At 48.4% G+C, this 22,670-nt stretch carries 21 protein-coding genes and 2 tRNA genes; 16 read left to right on the top strand and 7 right to left on the bottom strand.

Going from position 1 to position 22,670, the window contains the following annotated elements:
* Nucleotides 1-6: 6 nt before the first annotated feature.
* From adhE to DBY95_RS06330, 3 genes are all read left to right on the top strand, one after another.
* Nucleotides 7-2,622 (top strand): bifunctional acetaldehyde-CoA/alcohol dehydrogenase, encoded by a 2,616-nt coding sequence (adhE, locus tag DBY95_RS06340; protein WP_107723770.1) that lies wholly within the window; start codon nucleotides 7-9, stop codon nucleotides 2,620-2,622.
* 125 nt (nucleotides 2,623-2,747) lie between these two features.
* Entirely contained in the window at nucleotides 2,748-3,002 is a 255-nt protein-coding gene (locus tag DBY95_RS06335; protein ID WP_070591788.1) for a helix-turn-helix domain-containing protein, read from the top strand.
* Nucleotides 2,989-3,687: a MutH/Sau3AI family endonuclease gene (locus DBY95_RS06330; RefSeq protein ID WP_159068471.1), complete on the top strand. Its 699-nt coding sequence runs from the start codon at nucleotides 2,989-2,991 to the stop codon at nucleotides 3,685-3,687. The genes DBY95_RS06335 and DBY95_RS06330 overlap by 14 nt, the downstream gene beginning before the upstream one ends.
* A gap of 12 nt (nucleotides 3,688-3,699) precedes the next feature.
* On the opposite strand, the gene DBY95_RS06325 is transcribed toward DBY95_RS06330, so the two are convergent.
* The 3 genes from DBY95_RS06325 to leuS all read right to left on the bottom strand — a co-directional run bounded on the left by DBY95_RS06325 (nucleotide 3,700) and on the right by leuS (nucleotide 8,187).
* Complete coding sequence (locus DBY95_RS06325) at nucleotides 3,700-4,515, bottom strand: DNA-methyltransferase (RefSeq protein ID WP_070591787.1); 816 nt, start codon at nucleotides 4,513-4,515, stop codon at nucleotides 3,700-3,702.
* Nucleotides 4,508-5,320 (bottom strand): DNA adenine methylase, encoded by an 813-nt coding sequence (locus DBY95_RS06320; RefSeq protein WP_107723768.1) that lies wholly within the window; start codon nucleotides 5,318-5,320, stop codon nucleotides 4,508-4,510. The genes DBY95_RS06325 and DBY95_RS06320 overlap by 8 nt, the downstream gene beginning before the upstream one ends.
* Nucleotides 5,321-5,556: 236 nt before the next feature.
* Nucleotides 5,557-8,187: a leucine--tRNA ligase gene (gene leuS, locus DBY95_RS06315; protein WP_107723767.1), complete on the bottom strand. Its 2,631-nt coding sequence runs from the start codon at nucleotides 8,185-8,187 to the stop codon at nucleotides 5,557-5,559.
* Between the two features lie 211 nt (nucleotides 8,188-8,398).
* Here leuS and dnaJ point away from each other — a divergent pair, with 211 nt between their 5' ends.
* The 3 genes from dnaJ to DBY95_RS06300 all read left to right on the top strand — a co-directional run bounded on the left by dnaJ (nucleotide 8,399) and on the right by DBY95_RS06300 (nucleotide 11,090).
* Nucleotides 8,399-9,568: a molecular chaperone DnaJ gene (dnaJ, locus tag DBY95_RS06310; RefSeq protein WP_107723766.1), complete on the top strand. Its 1,170-nt coding sequence runs from the start codon at nucleotides 8,399-8,401 to the stop codon at nucleotides 9,566-9,568.
* Between the two features lie 291 nt (nucleotides 9,569-9,859).
* Nucleotides 9,860-10,438, top strand: a complete 579-nt coding sequence (locus tag DBY95_RS06305; protein ID WP_004518907.1) for a TMEM165/GDT1 family protein — start codon at nucleotides 9,860-9,862, stop codon at nucleotides 10,436-10,438.
* 1 nt (nucleotide 10,439) lies between these two features.
* A complete protein-coding gene (locus tag DBY95_RS06300; RefSeq protein ID WP_107723765.1) occupies nucleotides 10,440-11,090 on the top strand; it encodes a TIGR01621 family pseudouridine synthase in 651 nt (216 codons plus the stop codon).
* Nucleotides 11,091-11,163: 73 nt separating this feature from the next.
* Here DBY95_RS06300 and DBY95_RS06295 read toward each other — a convergent pair whose 3' ends face one another.
* A complete protein-coding gene (locus DBY95_RS06295; protein ID WP_003748251.1) occupies nucleotides 11,164-12,090 on the bottom strand; it encodes a LysR family transcriptional regulator in 927 nt (308 codons plus the stop codon).
* 175 nt (nucleotides 12,091-12,265) lie between these two features.
* Between DBY95_RS06295 and DBY95_RS06290 the strand changes: the two genes are divergently transcribed.
* From DBY95_RS06290 to DBY95_RS06265, 6 genes are all read left to right on the top strand, one after another.
* The gene (locus DBY95_RS06290; protein ID WP_107723764.1) at nucleotides 12,266-13,015 is read left to right on the top strand and encodes a Nif3-like dinuclear metal center hexameric protein; all 750 of its coding nucleotides are present in this window, start codon (nucleotides 12,266-12,268) and stop codon (nucleotides 13,013-13,015) included.
* 122 nt (nucleotides 13,016-13,137) lie between these two features.
* Nucleotides 13,138-13,719: a ubiquinol-cytochrome c reductase iron-sulfur subunit gene (gene petA / locus DBY95_RS06285; RefSeq protein WP_070504243.1), complete on the top strand. Its 582-nt coding sequence runs from the start codon at nucleotides 13,138-13,140 to the stop codon at nucleotides 13,717-13,719.
* Nucleotides 13,720-13,737: 18 nt separating this feature from the next.
* Complete coding sequence (locus tag DBY95_RS06280; protein ID WP_003681866.1) at nucleotides 13,738-15,087, top strand: cytochrome b; 1,350 nt, start codon at nucleotides 13,738-13,740, stop codon at nucleotides 15,085-15,087.
* Between the two features lie 14 nt (nucleotides 15,088-15,101).
* A complete protein-coding gene (locus DBY95_RS06275) occupies nucleotides 15,102-15,890 on the top strand; it encodes a cytochrome c1 (RefSeq protein WP_198341499.1) in 789 nt (262 codons plus the stop codon).
* Nucleotides 15,891-16,104: 214 nt separating this feature from the next.
* The gene (locus DBY95_RS06270; RefSeq protein WP_039861850.1) at nucleotides 16,105-16,710 is read left to right on the top strand and encodes a glutathione S-transferase N-terminal domain-containing protein; all 606 of its coding nucleotides are present in this window, start codon (nucleotides 16,105-16,107) and stop codon (nucleotides 16,708-16,710) included.
* 11 nt (nucleotides 16,711-16,721) lie between these two features.
* Nucleotides 16,722-17,126, top strand: coding sequence for a ClpXP protease specificity-enhancing factor (locus DBY95_RS06265; RefSeq protein WP_107723763.1), 405 nt, complete (start codon nucleotides 16,722-16,724; stop codon nucleotides 17,124-17,126).
* A 146-nt stretch (nucleotides 17,127-17,272) separates the two neighbouring features.
* Here DBY95_RS06265 and DBY95_RS06260 read toward each other — a convergent pair.
* The 3 genes from DBY95_RS06260 to DBY95_RS06250 form a co-directional block, all read right to left on the bottom strand.
* Nucleotides 17,273-17,348: transfer RNA gene (locus tag DBY95_RS06260), tRNA-Ala, on the bottom strand.
* A 6-nt stretch (nucleotides 17,349-17,354) separates the two neighbouring features.
* Nucleotides 17,355-17,431: transfer RNA gene (locus tag DBY95_RS06255), tRNA-Met, on the bottom strand.
* Between the two features lie 106 nt (nucleotides 17,432-17,537).
* Nucleotides 17,538-18,689, bottom strand: coding sequence for a class I SAM-dependent methyltransferase (locus tag DBY95_RS06250; RefSeq protein WP_107723762.1), 1,152 nt, complete (start codon nucleotides 18,687-18,689; stop codon nucleotides 17,538-17,540).
* Nucleotides 18,690-19,090: 401 nt separating this feature from the next.
* Between DBY95_RS06250 and mraZ the strand changes: the two genes are divergently transcribed.
* The 4 genes from mraZ (at nucleotide 19,091) to DBY95_RS06230 (ending at nucleotide 22,653) form a co-directional block, all read left to right on the top strand.
* Nucleotides 19,091-19,546, top strand: a complete 456-nt coding sequence (gene mraZ, locus DBY95_RS06245) for a division/cell wall cluster transcriptional repressor MraZ (RefSeq protein ID WP_039861849.1) — start codon at nucleotides 19,091-19,093, stop codon at nucleotides 19,544-19,546.
* Nucleotides 19,543-20,505, top strand: coding sequence for a 16S rRNA (cytosine(1402)-N(4))-methyltransferase RsmH (gene rsmH, locus DBY95_RS06240; RefSeq protein ID WP_107723761.1), 963 nt, complete (start codon nucleotides 19,543-19,545; stop codon nucleotides 20,503-20,505). The genes mraZ and rsmH overlap by 4 nt, the downstream gene beginning before the upstream one ends.
* A gap of 61 nt (nucleotides 20,506-20,566) precedes the next feature.
* Nucleotides 20,567-20,830 (top strand): cell division protein FtsL, encoded by a 264-nt coding sequence (gene ftsL / locus DBY95_RS06235; protein WP_107723760.1) that lies wholly within the window; start codon nucleotides 20,567-20,569, stop codon nucleotides 20,828-20,830.
* Between the two features lie 74 nt (nucleotides 20,831-20,904).
* Nucleotides 20,905-22,653 carry a peptidoglycan D,D-transpeptidase FtsI family protein gene (locus DBY95_RS06230; protein WP_107723759.1) on the top strand — a complete coding sequence of 583 codons (1,749 nt, stop codon included), beginning with the start codon at nucleotides 20,905-20,907 and terminating at the stop codon, nucleotides 22,651-22,653.
* Nucleotides 22,654-22,670: the final 17 nt, after the last annotated feature.

The following is a 22,670-nucleotide window of genomic DNA, read 5'->3' as shown; positions in this document are numbered from 1 at the left end:
TACACCATGAACGCATCAGCCGACAACGTCGTCAGCCCAGCCGTAGCCGAGGTAAACAGCCTGGTTGAAAAGGGTTTACGGGCGTTGGATGAGTTTCTTAAGCTGGATCAGGAGCAGATTGATTTTATTGTGGCTAAAGCCTCTATCGCCGCGCTGGACAAACATGGTGTACTCGCCATGCACGCGGTGGAAGAAACAGGACGCGGCGTGTTTGAGGATAAGGCGACGAAAAACCTGTTTGCCTGCGAAAACGTTGTGCGCCGCCTGCGCGATTTGAAAACCGTGGGTGTCATCAACGAAAACGATGTAACCGGTATTACGGAAATTGCCGATCCGGTCGGCGTGGTTTGCGGTATCGTGCCGACAACCAATCCGACTTCCACCACCATTTTCAAATCCCTCATTGCGCTGAAAACCCGCAATCCGATTATTTTCTCGTTCCACCCGTCCGCCCAGCAGTGTTCCGCCCATGCCGCACGTATTGTGCGCGATGCAGCGATTGCGGCCGGTGCGCCGGAAAACTGTATCCAGTGGATTGAAAAGCCGTCTATGGAAGGCACTTCCGCGCTGATGAAGCATCCGGGCGTAGCAACGATTTTGGCGACCGGCGGCAATGCGATGGTGGAAGCCGCGTATTCTTGCGGCAAACCTGCGCTCGGCGTCGGGGCGGGCAACGTACCTGCTTATGTTGAAAAAACGGCGGACATCAAACAGGTGGCGCACGATATTGTGATGTCGAAATCTTTCGACAACGGTATGGTGTGCGCCAGCGAGCAAGCCGTCATTGCCGATAAAGAGATTTACAAAGAGTTGGCCGAAGAGTTCAAATCTTACGGCGTGTACTTTGCCAATAAAAAAGAAAAAGCCATGCTCGAAGAGTTTATCTTCGGCGTAACGGCGAATTGCGCCAGCTGCGGCGGAGCGAAACTCAATTCTGCGGTAGTGGGCAAACCGGCGGCATGGATTGCCGAGCAGGCCGGGTTTAAAGTGCCTGAAAAAACCAACATCATCATCGCCGAATGCCGAGAAGTCGGCCCGAACGAGCCGCTGACCCGCGAAAAACTTTCGCCTGTTTTGGCCATGATTAAGGCGGATTCGACCGAACAAGGTTTGAAGTTCGCCGAAGAAATGGTTGCCTTTGACGGCTTGGGACACTCCGCCGCCATCCATACCGCTAACGAAGAATTGGTCAAAACGTTCGGCTCCCGCGTCAAAGCGCTGCGCGTGATTTGGAATTCGCCTTCTACTTTTGGCGGCATCGGCGACGTGTACAACGCCTTCCTGCCTTCTCTGACCCTCGGTTGCGGCTCTTACGGTAAAAACGCCGTCGGCGGCAACGTCAGCGCAGTCAATCTGTTAAACATCAAAAAAGTAGGCCGTCGGAGAAACAACATGCAATGGTTCAAAGTGCCCGCCAAAATCTATTTTGAACGCGATTCCATCCAATATCTGCAAGACATGAAAGACTGCGAAAAAGTCATGATTGTGACCGACCGTTCGATGGTTGATCTGGGCTTTGTCGATAAAATCACTCATCAACTGCATCAACGCAAAAACAAAGTGACCATCCAGCTGTTTACCGATGTCGAAGCCGATCCGAGCGTCCAAACCGTCTATAAAGGCACGGATTTGATGCGCAGCTTCCAGCCCGACACCATCATCGCGCTGGGCGGCGGCTCGCCGATGGACGCGGCAAAAGCCATGTGGCTCTTCTACGAGCAGCCGCAAGTCGATTTTGAAGACCTCGTCCAAAAATTCATGGACATCCGCAAACGCGCGTTCCGCTTCCCCGAATTGGGCCGCAAAGCCAAATTTATCGGTATCCCTACCACATCGGGCACAGGCTCCGAAGTGACGCCGTTTACCGTCATCAGCGACGGCGACAAAAAATATCCGATTGCCGACTACTCGCTGACACCGACCATTTCAATTGTTGATCCTGCGTTTACCATGACCGTTCCGGCAGGCGTAACCGCCGATACCGGTTTGGACGTATTGACCCATGCCGTAGAAGCATACGTTTCCGTACTGGCGAACGACTTTACAGACGGCCTCGCCCTGCAAGCCATTAAGCTCGTGTTTCAATATCTCGAACGCTCTTATAAACACGGTGCGGCCGATCCCGAAGCGCGCGAGCATATGCACAATGCCTCTACCATCGCAGGCATGGCGTTTGCCAATGCGTTCTTGGGCATCAACCACTCGATGGCACACAAAATTGGCGGCAAATATCACGTTCCGCACGGCCGCGCCAACGCCATCCTGCTGCCGCACGTCATCCGCTACAACGGCACGCGTCCGCAGAAAACCGCCACTTGGCCGAAGTACAACTACTACAAAGCCGACCTGAAATATCAGGAAATCGCCCGTACTTTAGGCCTGCCATGCAGCACGCCGGCTGAAGGCGTCGAATCCTTCGCCCGCGCCTGCCATGAACTGGCAGTCAACGTCGGCATCAAAATGTCGTTGAAAGAGCAGGGTATCGATGAGAAAACCTTCCTCGACGGCAGAAAAGAGCTGGCCATGATGTCTTTTGAAGACCAATGCACCCCGGCCAACCCACGCCTCGCTATGGTAGCCGATATGGAAGAAATCCTGACCAAAGCCTATTACGGCGAATAAAATCGGGCAGTTAAAAAGGCCGTCTGAAACCTGAATATAGGGTTTCAGACGGCCTTTCGTATTAGAACTAAAGTTGATACTTATTGTATGTGGAATTTAATTTGCAAACATTAAGAATAGTCATCATGAAATCAGAAATTTTAAAACAATTTGGCAAACATGTTCGTCATTTAAGACAACTCCAGGATTTAAGTCAGGAAGCATTGGCTGAAAAAGCGAATATGCACCGGACTTATATCGGAATGATAGAACGTGGAGAGCGTAACCCTGCCCTATTAAATCTTATTCGTTTGGCTAGTGCATTAGATATTTCTTTGCCTGAACTTTTAACTTTTAAGGACTATGTTAATGACGGGAACTGTGATAATGAATCTAACTGATTCGTATGGTTTTTTTATAGAAAACGTCGGAAGGACGCTAGGAGATCTAAAACTTGAATATCAAACCAGATTTCCCGAGTTCACCTCTGAAATGAAGATAAATAAAGGCGGGGTAGGACAGTTTATCGAGAAATTAATAGGACTTGAGAATACAAATGCTTTGACAGATTTTTCTGATGGTGAGCTGAAAACCAATAAAGCAGATGCAGATGGTGCACCACTAGAGACTATGTTTATCTCGCAGATTTCCAGTAACTTTGATCAGTTAATCAGCGATCAGATAAGCTTTGAAGATAGTTGGATATACCAAAAAATAAAGAATTTGCTATATGTTCCTATTTGTAAAGTCGACAACGATCCTGATAAATGGTACATACAGTCAGCCTATCATGTGCAAATAAATGAAGAGGGTGAACTTTTCAGACAGTTATCTGCTGATTTCACGCAAATTAAAGGTAAGCTGTTAGCTGATATTAATTCCGGCGACGGATACATTCACACATCAAACGGTAGTTTTATACAAATCAGATCAAAAGATTCCAAGCCATACAGTCCTATATTTTCTGCACAATATAATCGGAATATTTCAAATAAGAATCATGCATTTTATTTTAAAAAAGAATTCATGCGGGAAGTTCGTGAAATGGCCAGACAGGATAGAGATGGTGTTGTTCGAATAATTTAAAATAAGATGGGGCTACAGCTTTTGTTGTAGCCTTTTCTTTGCTAATTCAAAAAAATCTTCTTCTAGTTCGCAACCACAAAATTTCCGACCATGTTTTAAGGCAGCAACGCCTGTTGTGCCGCTGCCCATGAAAGGGTCAAAAATTAAATCTCCGATATTTGAAGCCGATAGTATGCAGCGTTCAAGCAAGGGGAGTGGTTTTTGTGTCGGATGTTTGCCGAATGTTTTTTCGGTTTTATTTGGTGGAGGAAATGTCCAAACACATTTCATCTGTTTGCCATCATTTTGTGCTTTCATCATTTCATAATGAAACGTATGTTTGGCTTTTTTATTTTTCTTTGCCCATAAGATTGTTTCTGTCGAATGGGTAAAAAAACGGCAGGACAAATTAGGGGGAGGATTTGGTTTTTCCCAAGTAATATTGTTCAAAATATGGTAGCCGATGGTTTGCATCAGGTAGCCGATTAAATAGATATTATGAAATGTGCCGCAAACCCAAATTGTGCCGTTTGGTTTTAATAAGGCGTAACACAGTCGGAGCCATTCTTCGTAGAATTCCAAATCTGCCGCCATTCCTTTGGATTTATCCCAGTTGCCCTTATTAACGGAAACCATTTGTCCGTTTTGACAACTGAAGCCGTCATTGGAAAGAAAGTAAGGAGGGTCTGCGAAAATCATATCAAAACAGCCATTTGGATGTTTTTCCAATATCTTCCGCATGACGGTAAGGGAATTTTCGTTGTAGAGGACAAGGTCGTCTGAAACAATTTTTTTCAAACGACTTTGATAAATGGCAGCTTCTTCAGCCAATTTGTCGAAATCACTCATAAATTGCCAATAATTCTCCGACTTTTTTACGACTGCTGCCTTTCGCGGCAATATTGCGTTGTACTTCAACCGTTTTCAGAATAGCAGAAGAATAAATATCTCTCGTAAATTCAGTATCATGATTTGAAATCAAAACGCCTTGAGAGTTAGGCGCAATTTGTTGGGCTGACAGGGAAAGGCGGATTTGATCGTCTAAATTGAAACCTTCTTTGGCATAAGTGGTAAATGAAGCGGTTGGGCTTAAAGGTGCATAAGGAGGATCACAATAAACAGTATCTGTATTGTTTGTCAGAGATAGGATCGTTTGAAAATCTCCGCACATTAATTCAACTCTGTCAGATTTTTGAATGAAACCTTCCATTTCTTGTTGTGGAAAGTAAGGAGATTTGTAGCGTCCAAATGGCACATTGAATGCCCCTTTGCTGTTGTAACGGCATAAACCGTTAAAAGCATGGCGGTTCAAATAAATAAATAGCGCTGAACGTTCGTGTAGATCTTGGTTGAAGTTGAATTGTTCCCGCAATTCATAGAATCTTGAATCGCTATTGTTTTCGGAAGTAAAGAAAGAGCGGGTATAGTCTATGAATCCGGATTTTTCTTCTTTTAGGATACGGAATAAGCCGATTAAGTCAGCGTTAATATCATTGAGCAGATAATGTTCGAAATCCAATGCAAGAGACAAAGCAGCAGAACCGCAAAAGGGTTCAACCAGACGTTTTCGTGCAGGAGTGGGTAGATTGTGTTCGATAAAGGGGACAAGTTTATGTTTGCCACCAGCCCATTTTAGGAAGGGTTTTGAAGCCATTAGGATGCCAAGTACAAGCGTGGTTGATTGGCTTCGAATTGTGCCAAAACATCGTGAGGAATACAACGGATTTATGTTTCAGGGACGTGTGTAGAGTGATTCTAAATCCAATGGAACCTTTTCATCACAATGTGTTATTGGACTTATCAGCTTAATCTACCTTAAAAAGGCCGTCTGAAAACCTGTTTCCAAGTTTCAGACGGCCTTTATCTGTGTGGCTAAACCTTAAAAGCGGTTTAGACGACGATATTCACCAAGCGTCCGGGAACGACGATGATTTTCTTCGCAGGCTTGCCTTCCATGAATTTTACTGCACCTTCGTTGGCAAGGGCGGCGGCTTCGAGGTCGGTTTTGGAGGCGTCGGCGGCGACGGTGATTTTGCCGCGCAGTTTGCCGTTGACTTGAACCATCACTTCGATTTCGGATTTGACCAAAGCAGCTTCGTCGACTGTCGGCCAGCCTGCTTCCCACAGTTTCGCGCTGTTCAATTCGCTCCACAGGGTTTCGCAGATGTGTGGAACAATCGGCCACAACAGGCGTACGGCGGCTTCCAATACTTCTTGGGCGACGGCGCGGCCTTGTTCGCTGCCGGTGTCGGTTTTATCGTATTGGTTGAGCAGTTCCATTACGGCGGCGATGGCGGTGTTGAACTGTTGACGGCGGCCGTAGTCGTCGCTGACTTTGGCGATAGTGGCGTGCAATTTGTGGCGCAGGTCTTTGAGTTCTTTAGACAAACCATCTTGGCTGCCTGCGAACGCTTTGACTGCTTCGCCTTGCTTCAAGTATTCGTAAACGGTACGCCACAGACGACGCAGGAAGCGGTGTGCGCCTTCGACGCCGCTGTCGCTCCATTCGAGGGACTGTTCGGGCGGTGCGGCGAACATCATGAACAGGCGGGCAGTGTCCGCGCCGTAGGCGTTAATCAGCTCTTGCGGATCGACGCCGTTGTTTTTGGACTTGGACATTTTTTCCGTGCCGCTGATGACGACAGGCAGGCCGTCGGCTTTCAGAACAGCAGAAACAGGGCGGCCTTTGTCGTCGAAAGTCAGCTCGACATCGGCGGGGTTGATCCAGTCTTTGCCGCCTTTGTCGTTTTCGCGGTAGTAGGTTTCGCAAACGACCATGCCTTGCGTCAGCAGGCGTTCAAATGGTTCGTCAACATTGACCAAGCCTTCGTCGCGCATCAGTTTGGTGAAGAAGCGCGCGTATAAGAGGTGCAAAATTGCGTGTTCGATACCGCCGATGTATTGGTCGACCGAGCCCCAGTATTTCGCGGCTTCTGCCGATACCATGCCTTCTGCGAATTGAGGCGACATATAGCGGAAGAAGTACCAGCTCGATTCCATGAAGGTGTCCATGGTGTCGGTTTCGCGTTTCGCCGCGCTGCCGCAGCATGGGCAGGTGGTTTCGTAAAACTCGGGCATTTTTGCCAAAGGAGAACCCATGCCGTCTGGTACGACGTTTTCAGGCAAAACGACCGGCAGTTGGTCGGCAGGGACGGGTACGTCGCCGCATTTTTCGCAATGGATGATAGGAATCGGGCAGCCCCAGTAGCGTTGGCGGGAAATACCCCAGTCGCGCAGGCGGTATTGGGTTTTCGGTTCGCCTGCGTCTTGGCTTTGCAGCTTGGCGGCGATGGCGTCAAAGGCCGTCTGAAAATTCATGCCGTCCAAGTCGCCGCTGTTGACCAATACGCCGTTTTCTTTGTCGCCGTACCATTCTTGCCATTGGTTTGCGTCAAATGCGTTGTCGCCGACGGCAATGACTTGTTTTTTAGGCAGATTGTATTTGGTGGCGAACTCGAAATCGCGTTCGTCGTGCGCCGGAACCGCCATCACTGCGCCGTCGCCGTAGCCCCACAAGACGTAGTTGGCAATCCACACTTCCAGCTTGTCACCGTTGAGCGGATTGACGACGTAGCGGCCGGTCGGCACGCCTTTTTTCTCCATCGTCGCCATATCGGCTTCGGCAACGGAGCCGGCTTTGCATTCAGCGATAAATGCCTGCAATTCGGGTTTGTCGGCGGCTGCGGCGGTTGCCAGCGGATGCTCGGCGGCAACGGCAACATAAGTCGCGCCCATCAGCGTGTCGGGACGGGTGGTATAAACTTGCAGGAATTTCGCGTAATCGCCTTCCAAGCCTTGTTTGCTGTCGTCTGAAACGGCGAAGCGCACGGTCATGCCGCGAGATTTGCCGATCCAGTTGCGCTGCATGGTTTTGACTTGTTCCGGCCAGTGTTCCAGCTTGTCCAAATCGTTGAGCAGCTCTTCGGCGTAATCCGTGATTTTGAAGTAATACATCGGGATTTCGCGTTTTTCGATCAACGCGCCCGAACGCCAGCCGCGCCCGTCGATGACTTGCTCGTTGGCAAGGACGGTTTGGTCGACAGGGTCCCAGTTTACCGTGCCGTTTTTGCGGTACACGATGCCTTTTTCAAACAGCTTGGTAAACAGCCATTGTTCCCAGCGGTAGTATTCGGGTTTGCAGGTAGCGACTTCGCGTTCCCAGTCAATCGCAAAACCCAGGCTTTTGAGCTGGGTTTTCATGTATTCGATGTTGTCGTACGTCCAAGCGGCGGGGGCGACGTTGTTTTTCATCGCTGCGTTTTCCGCCGGCATGCCGAACGCGTCCCAACCCATAGGCTGCATGACGTTGAAGCCGTTTAAGCGTTTGAAGCGGCTCAATACGTCGCCGATGGTGTAGTTACGCACATGCCCCATGTGCAGCTTGCCGCTGGGGTAGGGGAACATGGAGAGGCAGTAGTATTTGGGTTTGGAAGCGTCTTCGGAGACGTTGAAAATACGCTCGTCGTCCCATTTTTTCTGCGCCGCAGGCTCGATGGCGGCGGGTTGGTAATGTTCTTGCATGGTCATTCTGTTTTTCGCTTGAAAACGTTGGAAAAAATAAAGATGGGATTATAGCAGGTTGTCGGGCCTGTCGGTTTGACAAAGGCCGTCTGAATGTTTGGATGTCGGAAAAGCACAATTTCAAACGGCCTTGAAAATACTGACTTGAGTTTTTGATACTCGCCCACATATCTCACCCAGTTTGAATTCATTCTTAACACTATCAAAATATATGAGCAATAAAGATTTTTACGAAACCCTTGGTGTTGCCCGCAGCGCTAGCGACGATGAAATCAAAAAAGCCTACCGCAAGCTGGCAATGAAATACCATCCCGACCGCAACCCTGACAACAAAGAAGCGGAAGAAAAATTTAAAGAAGTCCAAAAAGCTTACGATACCTTGTCTGACAAGGAAAAACGCACCATGTACGACCAATACGGCCATGCCGCGTTCGAACAGGGCGCAGGTGCGGGCGGATTCGGTGGCTTTGGCGGTTTCGGCGGCCAAGGCGGATTCGGTGGCGCGCAAGGCTTCGATTTTTCCGATATTTTCAGCCAAATGTTCGGCGGTGGCGGCAGCGCAGGCGGCCACCAGCCGGATTACAGCGGCGCGGACTTGCAGGTCGGCATAGAGATTTCGCTTGAAGAAGCCGCCAAAGGCGTGAAAAAACGCATCAACATTCCGACTTACGAAGAATGTGATGTCTGCCACGGCTCAGGTGCCAAACCGGGCACATCCGCATCGACTTGTTCGACCTGTCACGGCTCAGGTACGGTACACGTCCGCCAAGCCATTTTCCAAATGCAGCAGACTTGTCCGACTTGTCACGGTACAGGCAAAGAAATCAAGGATCCTTGCGTCAAATGCCGTGGCGAAGGCCGCACCAAAACCAGCAAAACAGTTGAAGTCAACATTCCGGCAGGCATCGACGACGGTCAACGCATCCGCTTGAGCGGCGAGGGCGAGCCGGGTCAACACGGTGCACCGGCAGGCGATTTGTACGTCAATGTCCGCGTAAGACAGCACAAAATCTTCGAGCGCAACGGCTTGGACCTGCATTGCGAACTGCCGATCAGCTTTGCCATTGCTGCATTGGGTGGTGAAGTCGAAGTGCCGACTTTGGACGGCAAAGTCAAACTGCATATTCCGAAAGAAACGCAAACCGGCCGCCGTATGCGCGTGAAAGGCAAAGGCATCAAGTCTCTGCGTTCCAGCTCGACCGGCGATTTGTACTGCCACATTTTGGTTGAAACTCCGGTCAACCTGACCGACCGTCAGAAAGAGTTGCTGGAAGAATTTGAAAAAATCTCCTCCGGCCTCAATCTCAGCCAAACCCCGCGCAAAAAATCGTTTTGGGAAAAAGTAGGCGAAAAAGTAGGCGATTTGTTCTCCGATAATTAATCGCTGTGAAAAAGGCCGTCTGAAACCTGCTTGAATCAGGTTTCAGACGGCCTTTTGTTTTTCTTGCTTCAAACTTTTGTTTGCCGTAAAATCCGCGCTTCACTCTTACGGGAGTAGCCATTCGGCGCAATGCCGAAACCGTTGTCAACATAATCGGCTTGTGCGGCCGTGGCAGCGGTATCTTCTCTGCTTTATCGGAAGACAGGCAAGACGTAAGCGTTGTCCATACCCTTGCGGGCGGTATGCACAGCGCTTTTTGTTTGCCCGCTTTTCGGTTGAGTATCTTAAATCATGGAAGCTTTTTTCTCCTCGACGCTGGGCGTTGCCATTGCCGAAATCGGCGATAAGACGCAATTACTGGCGCTCTTTTTGGCAGCACGTTTTGCCCATAAAAACGCGATTGTTGCCGGTATCTTTATTGCAACCCTGTTGAACCATCTTGTTTCAGCCGCACTCGGTGTCTGGCTGGCATCCGCTATTTCGCCCGAAGTCATGAAATGGGTGGTCGGCGGCAGCTTTATTGCGGTTGGATTGTGGCTGCTGTTGCCGGACAAAGACGAAGACCCTGACGGCAAGTGGCTGAAATACGGCGCATTTACGGCGACGGTCGTCCTGTTTTTCTTGGCTGAAATCGGCGATAAAACGCAAATTGCAACAGTTCTTTTGGCGGCAAAATACCAATCTATCCTGCTGGTCGTGGTCGGCAGTATTGCCGGTTTGATGATTGCTTCTGTGCCTGCCGTGTATTTGGGCGAAATGCTGATGCGCAAAATTCCAGCCAAAGCAGTACGCATTGCCGCATGTATCTTGTTCTGCCTGCTGGGTATTTTGACCCTGCTTGGCGACGGTATTGTGTTGAAGGCCGTCTGAAATGTGGGACATTGTTTTTGAACACAAAGATTTTGTGGTCATCAATAAGCCTTGCGGCGTATCGGTGCACAGCGAATCGGAAGGGAATGTTTGCCTGACCGCATCGCTGGCGCAACAGCTCGGCGTTGAGCGCGTGTGGCTGGTTCACCGTTTGGACAAAGCCACCAGCGGCCTGTTGCTGTTTGCGTTAAACCGCGACAGCGCGGCCGCTTTGTCGGCACAGTTTGCCGAGAAAACCATGCGTAAAACTTATTTGGCACTCGGTACGCACAAGCCGGCGAAAAAGCAGGGTTGGGTGAAAGGCGGTATGGCGCGTTCGCGGCGTGGTACATGGAAGCTGACGCGTGATGAGGATAATTTTGCCGTTACCCGTTTCAGCAGCCAAAGCCTGCAGCCCGGTTTGCGCCTGTTTGTGTTGCAACCGTTTACCGGCAAAACCCATCAGCTGCGCGTGGCCATGAAAAGCATAGGCAGTCCGATTTTGGGCGATACGCTGTATGGCGGCGATGAGGCGGAACATCTGTTTCTGCACGCCTGGCGTTTGGTTTTCGACTATCGCGGCGAGCATTTCGATATTCGGGTTGCACCCGATAAAACATGGCCGTCTGAAATCGATTTGTCGGCGTGTTTGAACTCGGATAAGTCCGAATAGAAGCAGTGAGATTTTTTATATATTGAAAAGGCCGTCTGAAAATTGTTCAGACGGCCTTTTGATTGTTTCAAGTTTACATTTCCAATTCGCTCAAACCCGGCAAGTCGGCAAAACAGCGGTCGTGCGTGATTTGGCAGAAGTTGTCCAGATAGCCTTTGTTGGCATCTTCCGTACGAATGGCGGCATAAAGTTTGCTTTGCAGGCCGTCTGAAGTGATTTTGCGGTGGACGACGTAGCCTTTTTCCAGATACGGCATGACCGTCCAATAGGGCAGGGCGGCGATGCCGCGTTTGCTGGCAACCAGCTGGATAATGGCAATGGTCAGCTCGCTATGGCGGCGCGGCGGATTAATGCCTTTGGGCAGTAGCACTTTTTTGGGCAAATCCAGCATTTCGTCGGGGACGGGATAAGTAATCAGGGTTTCGTCGATAAAATCTTCCGCTTCCCAAACGTCTTTGTCGGCAAGCGGGTGGTCTTCTGCGCAGATGCCGACCATTTCATAGGCAAACAGAGGGCGGTAGCTGATGCCGTTGAGCGGCTCGGCTTCGGAAACGATGGCAAGGTCGGCGCGGTGTTGCAGCAGCAGCCCGACCGGATCGGCTTGGAAACCGGAAACGATGTCCAATTCAACTTGCGGCCATAACGGGCGGAATTCGCCCATGGCAGGCATCAGCCAGTCAAAGCAGGTGTGGCACTCGACGGCAAGTCTGAGTTCGCCCGCTTCGCCTTCGATAATCCGCACCAAATCACGTTCAGCGGCGGCAACCTGCGGCAACAGCTCGCGCGCCAGTTGCAATAGGCGCATACCGGCAGGTGTGAAGCGCAAAGGTGTGGATTTGCGTTCAAACAACGGCGTTTCGTAATAATTTTCCAAGGCGCGGATTTGGTGCGACAGGGCGGATTGGGTCAGGAAAACCCGTTTGGCGGCAAGGGAAACGCTGCCGGTTTCTTCTAAAGCCAGCAAGGTTTTGAGATGACGCAATTCGATAATAGAGTCCATGTGTTTTCAGACGGCCTGTAGGTAAGGTGGGGTATATTAAAATAATTCATGATGATGTGCAAATGATTAATGTTGGGAATGATTGCTGAAATCGGAATGTAAGAATTTGAGGCATAAACAGATTTTGCGGTTAGAATGCGAAGCTGTTTTTGAAGATAGATATAAGGAGCGGAATATGGCTTTACGCCGCGAAATTCTGGCTTGGTGTGATGAGACTTTGCAGGTCGGGCTGTTTAAGGACTATGCGCCCAATGGTCTGCAGGTCGAAGGCAAAGAAGAAATTGCCAAAATCGCCACTTCGGTTACCGCCAGCAAAGCAGCAATCGATTTTGCCGTAGCGCAGGGAGCGGATCTGCTTTTGGTCCACCACGGTATGTTTTGGAAAAGCGAGCCTGTCACGATTACCGGTTGGAAAAAAGCACGCATTGAAACCTTGCTGCAACACCAAATCAATATGGCGGGCTACCACCTGCCGCTGGACGCGCACCCGCAATTAGGCAATAACGCACAGTTGGCTGAGAAACTCGATTGGGTACTCGAAAAACAATTCGGCGAGCAAAACCTGTTAAATACAGGCCGTCTGAAAACCACGCAAACGCTGGTGCAGTTATCTGAACGCATTGAGGCGGTATTCGGCCGCAAGCCGACCGTTATCGGCGATCTTGAACGTAAAATCAAACGTATTGCCTGGTGCAGCGGCGGTGCGCAGGGATTTTTTCAGACGGCCGTAGACGAAGGTGTCGATGCGTATCTGACCGGTGAAATTTCCGAAGCGCAATATCATCTTGCCAATGAAACAGGTGTGGCATTTATCAGCGCTGGCCATCATGCGACAGAACGCTACGGCGTACGTGCCTTAGGCGATGCCGTGGCAGAAAAATTCGGTATCGAAGTGGTTCACTTTGATGAAAACAATCCTGCTTGAGTATTGAGCAATATCATAAAACTTTACCTTATTTTAAATAATGCTTTGAGTATTACAACAAACTAGGTAGAATTACGCTGTTTAATGGCTCGGTATTCCCAAAATTTTAGGACGACTGAATAATGGATAATCAAGAAATCAACAACGGTCGCCGCCGTTTCCTGACACTGGCTACTTGCGGTGCAGGCGGTGTGGCGGCTCTGGGCGTAGCTACGCCTTTCGTGGCCAGCTTCTTCCCATCGGAGAAAGCTAAGGCTGCCGGTGCTGCTGTCGAAGTAGATGTCAGCAAAATCGAAGCAGGCCAAATGCTGACTGCCGAATGGCAGGGTAAACCGATTTGGCTGGTCAACCGCACAGATCAACAGCTCAAAGACTTGAAAAGTTTGGATGGTGCAGTTACAGACCCTAATTCCGAAGTGGATCATCAGCCCGAAAATTGTAAAAACGAGACCCGTTCGATCAAGCCGAACCTTCTCGTCGCTATCGGTATCTGTACCCACCTGGGTTGCTCTCCGACTTACCGTCCCGACATTGCTCCCGCCGACTTGGGTGCAGACTGGAAAGGCGGTTTCTTCTGCCCTTGCCACGGTTCGAAATTCGACATTGCAGGCCGAGTATACAAAGGTGTTCCTGCACCGACCAACTTGGTTGTACCGCCTTACAAATATCTGAGCGATACAACTGTTTTGGTGGGCGAAGACTAAAAATAAGGAACGATAATTATGGCAAACCAAACCAATAGCAAAGCAAAAGCATTGTTAGGCTGGATGGACGCTCGCTTCCCTCTGTCTAAAATGTGGAATGAGCATTTGGCTCAATACTATGCGCCGAAGAACTTCAACTTCTGGTATTACTTCGGCTCTTTGGCCCTGCTTGTCCTTGTAATTCAAATCGTCAGCGGTATTTTCCTGACCATGAACTACAAACCGGACGGCAACCTTAACGCCTACCATCTGCCTGCTGCCTTTACCGCAGTAGAGTACATCATGCGCGACGTGTCCGGCGGCTGGATTATCCGCTACATGCACTCCACCGGCGCATCTTTCTTCTTCATCGTCGTTTATCTACACATGTTCCGTGGTCTGATTTACGGTTCATACAAAAAACCTCGTGAATTGGTGTGGATTTTCGGTTCCCTGATTTTCTTGGCATTGATGGCAGAAGCCTTTATGGGTTACCTGTTGCCTTGGGGTCAAATGTCCTTCTGGGGTGCGCAGGTAATTATTAACCTGTTCTCCGCCATCCCTGTTATCGGTCCTGATTTGTCCACTTGGATTCGTGGTGACTTCAACGTTTCCGACGTTACTTTGAACCGCTTCTTCGCCCTGCACGTTATCGCAGTACCTCTGGTATTGCTCGGCTTGGTTGTGGCTCACATCATCGCCCTGCACGAAGTGGGTTCTAACAACCCTGATGGTGTTGAAATCAAGAAAAACAAAGACGAAAACGGTATTCCACGCGATGGTATCCCATTCCATCCTTACTACACCGTTAAAGACATCTTGGGCGTCGTTGTATTCCTGATTGTCTTCTGTTCTGTGTTGTTCTTTGCACCTGAAGGCGGCGGCTACTTCTTGGAAGCGCCAAACTTCGATGCAGCTAATGCGCTGAAAACACCTCCTCACATTGCGCCGGTATGGTACTTCACTCCGTTCTACGCAATTTTGCGTGCGATTCCTTCCTTTGCCGGTACTCAGGTATGGGGTGTAATCGGTATGGGGGCAGCAGTTGTACTGATTGCCTTGTTGCCTTGGTTGGATAAAGGCGAGGTTAAATCTGTCCGTTATCGCGGCCCAATCTTCAAAACTGCGTTGGTTCTGTTCATCATTGCCTTCATCGGTTTGGGTATTTTGGGTGCAATGGTAGCAACTGATACTCGTACTTTGGTTGCACGTATCCTGTCTTTCGTCTACTTTGCATTCTTCCTGGGTATGCCGTTCTATACCAAACTGGATACCAACAAACCAGTTCCTGAACGCGTAACCATGAGCACTACTAAACAAAAAATTATGTTCTTTGTTTACGTCGGTATTACCGTTGTTGGTGCTTATTTGTTTGCAACCAATATCTGATGAGGGCAGCGAAAATGAAACAAACTCTGAAAAACTGGTTTGCTGCCTTATTGCTGGCAGTGCCTATGAGTGCAGCCGTCGCCAGCGGCGGCCATGCAAACTACGAAAAAGTCGATATCGACCTGCGTGATCAAGTCAGTCTGCAGCACGGTGCGCAAATCTTTACAAACTACTGTTTGTCTTGCCACTCTGCAAGCGGTATGCGCTTCAACCGTCTGAAAGATATTGGTTTGACTGAAGATGAAATCAAGAAAAACCTGATGTTCACAACAGACAACGTTGGTGACGTAATGGTAGCGGCAATGGATCCGAAAGATGCCTCCAAATGGTTGGGTGCGCCTCCGCCGGATTTGACCCTGATTGCTCGTTCTAAAGGTGCAGACTACCTGTACGCCTATATGCGCGGTTTCTATAAAGACCCAACTCGTCCGAACGGTTGGAACAATACTGTTTTGGCCGGCGCGAGTATGCCTCACCCATTGTGGGAGCAACAAGGTATTCAAGCCGTTGAGTTGGATGCTAAAGGTCAGCCTGTTATGATTAAAGACGAGCATGGCAACCTGACTCCTAAGCTGTATTGGGAATCTACCGGTCTGCACAGCCGTCGCCTGCCTAACGGTAAAGTGATCCAAAAAGAGTACGATGCGTATGTGCGCGATTTGGTAAACTACCTGGTATACATGGGTGAGCCTGCTCAATTGCAACGCCACCGTATCGGTTACATGGTTTTGACATTCCTGTTTGCCGTAATGTTGCCGTTGGCGTACTTCCTGAAAAAAGAATTCTGGAAAGACGTTCATTAATTCTTTTGAATCAAAAAGGCAAACCTGTTTCAGGTTTGCCTTTTTTGTTTGCTTAATCAATTTATGTCGGATTAATGCAAATCTAAAAATTGCTTAATGTAAACAGTGTGTTATTTTAAATTTCTGGATTAAGTATTTGAAATTATGTATAATTCTTTCTGAATTTTTATAAGGCTTAAGGCCGTCTGAAAAGATTGATCAGGAGTAGAAGATTATGATGACTTTGTATTCGGGTATTACTTGTCCATTCAGCCAACGCTGCCGTTTTGTGCTGTACGAAAAAGGCATGGATTTTGAAATCAAAGATGTGGACGTGTTCAATAAACCTGAAGACTTGGCTTTGATGAATCCGTATAACCAAGTACCGGTTCTAGTTGAGCGTGATTTGATTTTGCACGAATCAAACATCATCAACGAATACATTGATGAGCGTTTCCCTCATCCTCAGTTGATGCCGGGTGATCCTGTTATGCGCGGTCGCGGCCGTTTGGTGCTGTACCGTATGGAAAAAGAATTGTTCAGCTTGGTACAAGTGTTGGAAAACCCTGAATCTACCAATAAAGAACAAGCTAAAGCGCGTGAAGCCATTGGCAATGGTTTGACATTGTTGGCACCATCTTTTACTAAAAACAAATACATCTTGGGCGATGACTTTTCTATGATTGATGTTGCCTTGTCTCCGCTGCTGTGGCGTTTGGACTATTACGACATCAAACTGGGTAAATCTGCTGCGCCTTTGCTGAAGTACGCCGAGCGTATTTTCCAACGCGAAGCCTTTATTGAGGCATTGACGCCGGCTGAAAAAGCCATGCGCCGCTAAAGGATGGATATATGGCAACTTCAACCAAACCGTATTTGTTGCGTGCTTTGTATGAATGGTGTTTGGACAATAACCAAACACCGCACATCGTTGTTTGGGTAAATGAACATACCCGTGTGCCGATGCAGTATGTGCGTGACAATGAAATTGTTTTAAATATTGGCCCTACTGCCAGCCATAACTTGAATATCGACAACGAGTGGGTCAATTTTTCTGCACGCTTTTCCGGCGTAGCGCACGAGATTTGGATTCCGGTCGGTCATATTGTCAGTATATTTGGCCGCGAAAGTGGAGAGGGTATGGGGTTTGAGGTAGAACCATATCAGCCTGCTTCTATCGAAGCTGCAGTGGTCGAAGATAAAAAAGCTGAATCTGCGGAAGAAAAACCGAAAAAAGTATTGAAGCTTGTGAAGTAATTAAAAGACAAGAGGCCGTCTGAAATGTTTCAGACGGCCTTTATTGATTGGGTATTGAGATGGCAAAATTAATGAGCAATCAGTTATTAATTAAGATTAAGCCAAACAAAAAAGCTCTTGTGTTTAACAAGAGCTTTTTTGTTTAGTGGTGGAGGTAAGCGGGATCGAACCGCTGACCTCTTGCATGCCATGCAAGCGCTCTACCAACTGAGCTATACCCCCGAAATTTGGTGGCGAATCAGGGACTCGAACCCCGGACACAAGGATTATGATTCCTCTGCTCTAACCGACTGAGCTAATTCGCCGTTTCGTGAAGTCGCTATTATAGTTTTTTTTGAATATTTGGCAAGCGCTAATTTTGCTTTTTTTTATTTCTTATTGTTTTTAAAAAATAAAAAGTAGGTTGTCAGGCTATAACTTATGGCAAATATCGCCGTGGCTGAAGCCTGTCCAATCGATATCAATGTCTTTGCCAAAAGCGATCACTTTAAAAAGTTCGCCCATTTCGTGCTGATGTATCAGTTTCTGTACTGCGGCGGCGGCTTGGATATATTCAACCGAATCCGGGCTGCCGATTTGTGAAAGTAGATCAGTGATGCCGAGATTGAGCAGGAAATAGGATTGGGGCAGGTAGCCGATTAAGTCCAAACCTGCTTCCGTGCCGGCGCGTGCAATATCGGTGAAATTGACGTGCGCAGTCAAATCGGTTAGGCCGATATTGAAAAATGGGTCGTGGATGGTGTGGTGGCGATAGTGGCCGATAAATGTGCCTTCTTTGCGTTGCGGATGGTAATACTGGGCGGCGTCGAAGCCGTAATCGATAAATATCATGCCGCCGCGCTGTAATTTAGCGGCCAGGGTTTGGATAAAGGCATATTGTGCCGGATGCAGCTCGCTTGTGTATGAAGGGAGGGGAGGAAAATATAAGGTGGCTGTTTGTATCAGTTCGGATTGGGTCAATGGTCTGATGGCTTCGATTAGCTCGTCATTCTCTAGGCTGACGCCGATTTGTTGAAATCCTCCATCTTGATAAATTAAGCGTTCAACCGGCATGGCATCCAATACTTCGTTGCCGATGATGATGCCGTCAAAGTGTTCGGGTAATGCGGTGAGGTGGATGATTTTGGCGGCTGCTTCGGGAGATGTGTGCTCAAGAATATGTTGACGTTGTCTCTCTGCAAGCTCTGCTGATAGCTCAATAATGTAGTAATGACTCAGGTCGTCTGAAAGATTTTGTAACAAAGTAGCGGCAAGATGGCCTGTACCTGCACCAAATTCATAGATATTGCCTGCTGTTTGCGGCAGTAATTCGGCAAGTTGTTTGGCAAGGGTTTGTCCGAATAGGGGGGAGAGGGTTGGGGCAGTAATGAAGTCGCCGTCTGTGCCGATTTTATGGCTGCCTCCACTGTAATAGCCGTATTGAGGTGTGTAAAGGGCAAGCTCCATAAAACGGGAAAAGGGTATCCAGTTTTGATGTTGTTCAATTTCGTTTTTTATGAGCTTGGTCAGGTGTGCTGAAGAGGCTTGTGCATCAGTGGAAGGGAGGGGGAGTTGTGGCTTCATGACTGTTAGATAATGTAAAAAATTTGAATTTGTTTGTATATTATAGCCCCTTGTGAGAGGGGTGATAATCGGGTGTAAAAATACTATATGTAGTATTTTAAAAATATAAACAATACTAGATATGGTGTTTTATGCCATATAAAATGGCTGGCATATTAATTTGTCATGCATTTTTATATATATAAGCTATTGAATTTTAAGTGTTTAGTGTTTCATTTCAGATAAAGGGTTGATTTGACCTGATTGCCAAAATTTCTTATAGTGTCGGTTAGTGGGGCATAGTGGGTGAAAGTGGTTACTTTTCCCAAAAAGTGTTCCGTAGAAGTGAAAACGAAATATTTTAGGAAGGTGGGATTTTTAATCCCACTCTAGTTTTATTTTAATCGAATTTGAGGTGTGATGTGTTTGGTGGTGCTCATGAATTGAGTATGGACAGTAAAGGGCGGTTGGCGATTCCTGCCAAATTCCGCGATATTTTGCTGCGCCGTTATACGCCTGCAATTGTGGTCACACTGGATTCCCGAAAAAAATTATTGATGTACCCCGAGCCCGTTTGGGAAGAAAAAGCCGAGCAGATTTTGAAGTTGAAAGTTGCCGGCAATGAAGCTTTGCAACGGTATCAAAATCTGCTGCTGCACAATGCGGAGATTTTGGAGTGGGACAGCGCCGGACGTGTTTTGATTCCGGCCAATCTGCGCAAACGTGTGGATTTTGAAAAAGAAGTTACTTTGGTTGGCCGTGCAAACCGTATGGAGTTGTGGGGTCGCGAACATTGGGAAGAGGAAATGAATCAGGCTTTGGATATCGATCCTGATGAATTGGCTTTCCAATTAAGTCAAACGGATTTGCAATTGTGAGTAAAGTTGAAAATTATCAGCATGTTACTGTCTTGTTGCATGAGGCGGTGGATGCGTTAGCAATCCGTGAAGACGGGATTTATGTGGACGGTACGTTCGGTAGGGGAGGGCATTCCCGGCTGATTTTGTCACGTTTGGGTGAGCAGGGTCGTTTGGTTGTTTTTGATAAAGACCCGGAGGCGATTGCGGTAGCTAATGAGCTGGCGGCCCAAGATAAACGTGTCAGTGTCGTACACAATGGTTTTGAAACATTTCAGACGGCCTTGGATGAATTAGGCATCGATAAGATTGACGGTGCGCTTTTTGATTTGGGGATTTCGTCGCCGCAAATTGACGATGGCAGCCGCGGATTCAGTTTCCGCTTTGATGCGCCGTTGGATATGCGGATGGATCCGACTCGCGGGATGTCTGCGGCAGAATGGATTGCAACCGCATCCGAACAGGATTTACACGAGGTCATTAAGAATTATGGTGAAGAGCGGTTTAGTCGCCAGATTGCGCGCGCCATTGTTGCGCAACGCGAGGAGAGTCCCATCGATACAACCCGCAAGCTGGCGCAGCTTGTGGCGCAAAACGTCCGTACTCGTGAGCGCGGACAAGACCCTGCAACGCGCACCTTCCAAGCAATTCGCATCTTTATTAACCGCGAGCTCGAAGAGGTAGAGGCAGTTTTGCCGCAGGTTGCAGGCCGTCTGAAAGAGGGTGGACGCTTGGCTGTCATTGCGTTCCATTCGCTGGAAGACAGAATTGTGAAGCAGTTTATTAAAAAATATTCGCAACATGCGCCATTACCCCGTTGGGCAGTGGTCAAAGAGGCGGATTTGCCTCAGCCGCCTTTGAAGGCTGTGGGCAAAGCAATCAAACCGGGTTCGACAGAGACTGAAGCTAATCCGCGTGCACGCAGTGCAGTTTTGCGTGTGGCGGAGCGCAGCAGCGACGAATTTTCGGTTGTTGACTAGGGAAGCGTTTCGGCATTGTCGCAAGGGATGTTTCTGTTGACAGGCCGTCTGAAAGTTTGAAATGGGTAAGTTGAATATTTTATTACTGGTTTTGGTGACGGTTTCGGCCTTTGCCGTAGTGTTTAAGCAAAACCAGTCGCGCTTGCACTTTATCGAGTTGGATAAGGCACAAAAACGGGAAATTCAGTTGGAACAGGATTACGCGCGCTTGAAATTGGAGCAGGCAAGATTGGCCAACCACAAACTGATTAAAGTGGCGGCCGAAAAGCAACATCTGCTTCCGCCGGGTGTGCATAATACGGCTATGCTGGAACGCAAAAAATAAGAATATAGCCTTGTTTTCAAGGTGTTTACGGGAATTAATAGCTCACTGAGCAGCTAAGTCATGAGAAGTCCAACATGTTAATTAAGAACGAATATAAACCTCAAATGCTGTCTGGAACCACAAAAACAAAAAAACCGCTGACAAGTAACGGGCGTATCGGTTTGGTGCTGGGTGCCGTTGCGCTGGCATTTACCGGTCTGTTGGTGCGCGGGGTTTATCTGCAAACCAGTCAGCATGAGTTTTTGAAAAATCAGGGCGACCAACGTTTTGTGCGTACGCTTCCGTTGCCTGCATCACGCGGTATGATTACCGACCGTAATGGTGCTACATTGGCGTTGAGTGCGCCTACCGAATCATTGTATGCCATGCCTTCCGGTATGGAGGAAATGCCGACTGACGAGCAGTTGGAAAAACTGTCGGCCATTGCCGATGTGCCTGTTGAAGTGTTAAAAAATAAATTGTCTAAAAAAGACAAAGGTTTTATCTATCTGAAGCGTCAACTCAGCTACGAAAAAGCGGAAGAAATCAAGGCATTGGGCATTAAAGGCATTGCATTCCAAAAAGAATTGAAACGCCATTACCCGATGGGCAATCTGTTTGCGCACGTTATCGGTTTTACCAATATCGACGGCAAAGGTCAGGAAGGCTTGGAGCTTTCCCGTGAAGACAGCCTGCGCGGTGAAGATGGTGCGAAAGTCGTATTGCGCGATAACAAAGGTAATATCGTTGACAGCCTTGACTCTCCGCGCAACAGTGTGCCTAAAAACGGCCAAGACATGATTTTGTCTTTGGATCAGCGTATTCAAACTCTGGCTTATGACGAGTTGAACAAGGCTGTGGCTTATCACAAAGCCAAAGCGGGTACGGTTGTGGTATTGGATGCGCAAACCGGCGAGATTTTGGCGTTGGTCAACAGTCCGGCTTACGATCCGAATCAACCGGGTCAGGCCAATAGCGAACAGCGCCGCAACCGCGCCGTAACCGATATGATTGAACCCGGTTCTGCCATGAAGCCGTTTACTATTGCCAAAGCATTGGATTCCGGCAAAGTGGATGCAACCGATACGTTCAACACCCTGCCTTACAAAATCGGTCCGGCTACCGTACAAGATACCCACGTTTATCCTACTTTGGATGTGCGCGGCATTATGCAAAAATCTTCCAACGTCGGTACCAGTAAACTTTCTGCCATGTTTACGCCTAAAGAAATGTACGATTTCTATCATGATTTAGGTGTGGGCGTGCGTATGCATTCAGGCTTTCCTGGTGAGACTGCAGGTTTGTTGAGAAGCTGGCGCAGATGGCAAAAAATCGAACAGGCAACCATGTCTTTCGGTTATGGCCTGCAATTAAGCCTGTTGCAATTGGCGCGTGCCTATACTGTCTTGACCCATGACGGCGAATTGTTGCCTGTCAGCTTTGAAAAACAAGCGGTTGCACCTAAAGGCAAGCGCGTCATCAAAGCCTCTACTGCGAAAAAAGTGCGCGAGTTGATGGTTTCCGTTACTGAAGCCGGCGGTACCGGTACTGCCGGTGCTGTCGATGGTTTCGACGTAGGTGCGAAAACCGGTACGGCGCGTAAACTGGTTAATGGCCGCTATGTGGACAACAAACACGTCGGTACGTTCATCGGTTTTGCTCCGGCTAAAAATCCACGCGTGATTGTGGCCGTTACCATCGACGAACCGACTGCCAACGGCTATTACGGAGGCGTGGTTGCCGGTCCTGTATTCAAAGAAGTCATGAGCGGAAGCTTGAACATCTTGGGCGTTTCCCCGACCAAGCCGTTAAGTAATGCCGCTACTGTCAAAGTACCGTCATAATCCAAACAATCAAAGAG

The organism is Neisseria subflava (assembly GCF_003044935.1).
GTDB lineage: Bacteria > Pseudomonadota > Gammaproteobacteria > Burkholderiales > Neisseriaceae > Neisseria > Neisseria subflava_E.
This window is presented reverse-complemented; position numbering and strand designations above follow the sequence as displayed.

Coding starts and splice junctions, on each gene's coding strand:
- adhE (WP_107723770.1), top strand. CDS start 7: ATGAACGCATCAGCCGACAACGTCGTCAGCCCAGCCGTAGCCGAGGTA.
- DBY95_RS06335 (WP_070591788.1), top strand. CDS start 2,748: ATGAAATCAGAAATTTTAAAACAATTTGGCAAACATGTTCGTCATTTA.
- DBY95_RS06330 (WP_159068471.1), top strand. CDS start 2,989: ATGAATCTAACTGATTCGTATGGTTTTTTTATAGAAAACGTCGGAAGG.
- DBY95_RS06325 (WP_070591787.1), bottom strand. CDS start 4,515: ATGAGTGATTTCGACAAATTGGCTGAAGAAGCTGCCATTTATCAAAGT.
- DBY95_RS06320 (WP_107723768.1), bottom strand. CDS start 5,320: ATGGCTTCAAAACCCTTCCTAAAATGGGCTGGTGGCAAACATAAACTT.
- leuS (WP_107723767.1), bottom strand. CDS start 8,187: ATGCAAGAACATTACCAACCCGCCGCCATCGAGCCTGCGGCGCAGAAA.
- dnaJ (WP_107723766.1), top strand. CDS start 8,399: ATGAGCAATAAAGATTTTTACGAAACCCTTGGTGTTGCCCGCAGCGCT.
- DBY95_RS06305 (WP_004518907.1), top strand. CDS start 9,860: ATGGAAGCTTTTTTCTCCTCGACGCTGGGCGTTGCCATTGCCGAAATC.
- DBY95_RS06300 (WP_107723765.1), top strand. CDS start 10,440: ATGTGGGACATTGTTTTTGAACACAAAGATTTTGTGGTCATCAATAAG.
- DBY95_RS06295 (WP_003748251.1), bottom strand. CDS start 12,090: ATGGACTCTATTATCGAATTGCGTCATCTCAAAACCTTGCTGGCTTTA.
- DBY95_RS06290 (WP_107723764.1), top strand. CDS start 12,266: ATGGCTTTACGCCGCGAAATTCTGGCTTGGTGTGATGAGACTTTGCAG.
- petA (WP_070504243.1), top strand. CDS start 13,138: ATGGATAATCAAGAAATCAACAACGGTCGCCGCCGTTTCCTGACACTG.
- DBY95_RS06280 (WP_003681866.1), top strand. CDS start 13,738: ATGGCAAACCAAACCAATAGCAAAGCAAAAGCATTGTTAGGCTGGATG.
- DBY95_RS06275 (WP_198341499.1), top strand. CDS start 15,102: ATGAAACAAACTCTGAAAAACTGGTTTGCTGCCTTATTGCTGGCAGTG.
- DBY95_RS06270 (WP_039861850.1), top strand. CDS start 16,105: ATGATGACTTTGTATTCGGGTATTACTTGTCCATTCAGCCAACGCTGC.
- DBY95_RS06265 (WP_107723763.1), top strand. CDS start 16,722: ATGGCAACTTCAACCAAACCGTATTTGTTGCGTGCTTTGTATGAATGG.
- DBY95_RS06250 (WP_107723762.1), bottom strand. CDS start 18,689: ATGAAGCCACAACTCCCCCTCCCTTCCACTGATGCACAAGCCTCTTCA.
- ftsL (WP_107723760.1), top strand. CDS start 20,567: ATGGGTAAGTTGAATATTTTATTACTGGTTTTGGTGACGGTTTCGGCC.
- DBY95_RS06230 (WP_107723759.1), top strand. CDS start 20,905: ATGTTAATTAAGAACGAATATAAACCTCAAATGCTGTCTGGAACCACA.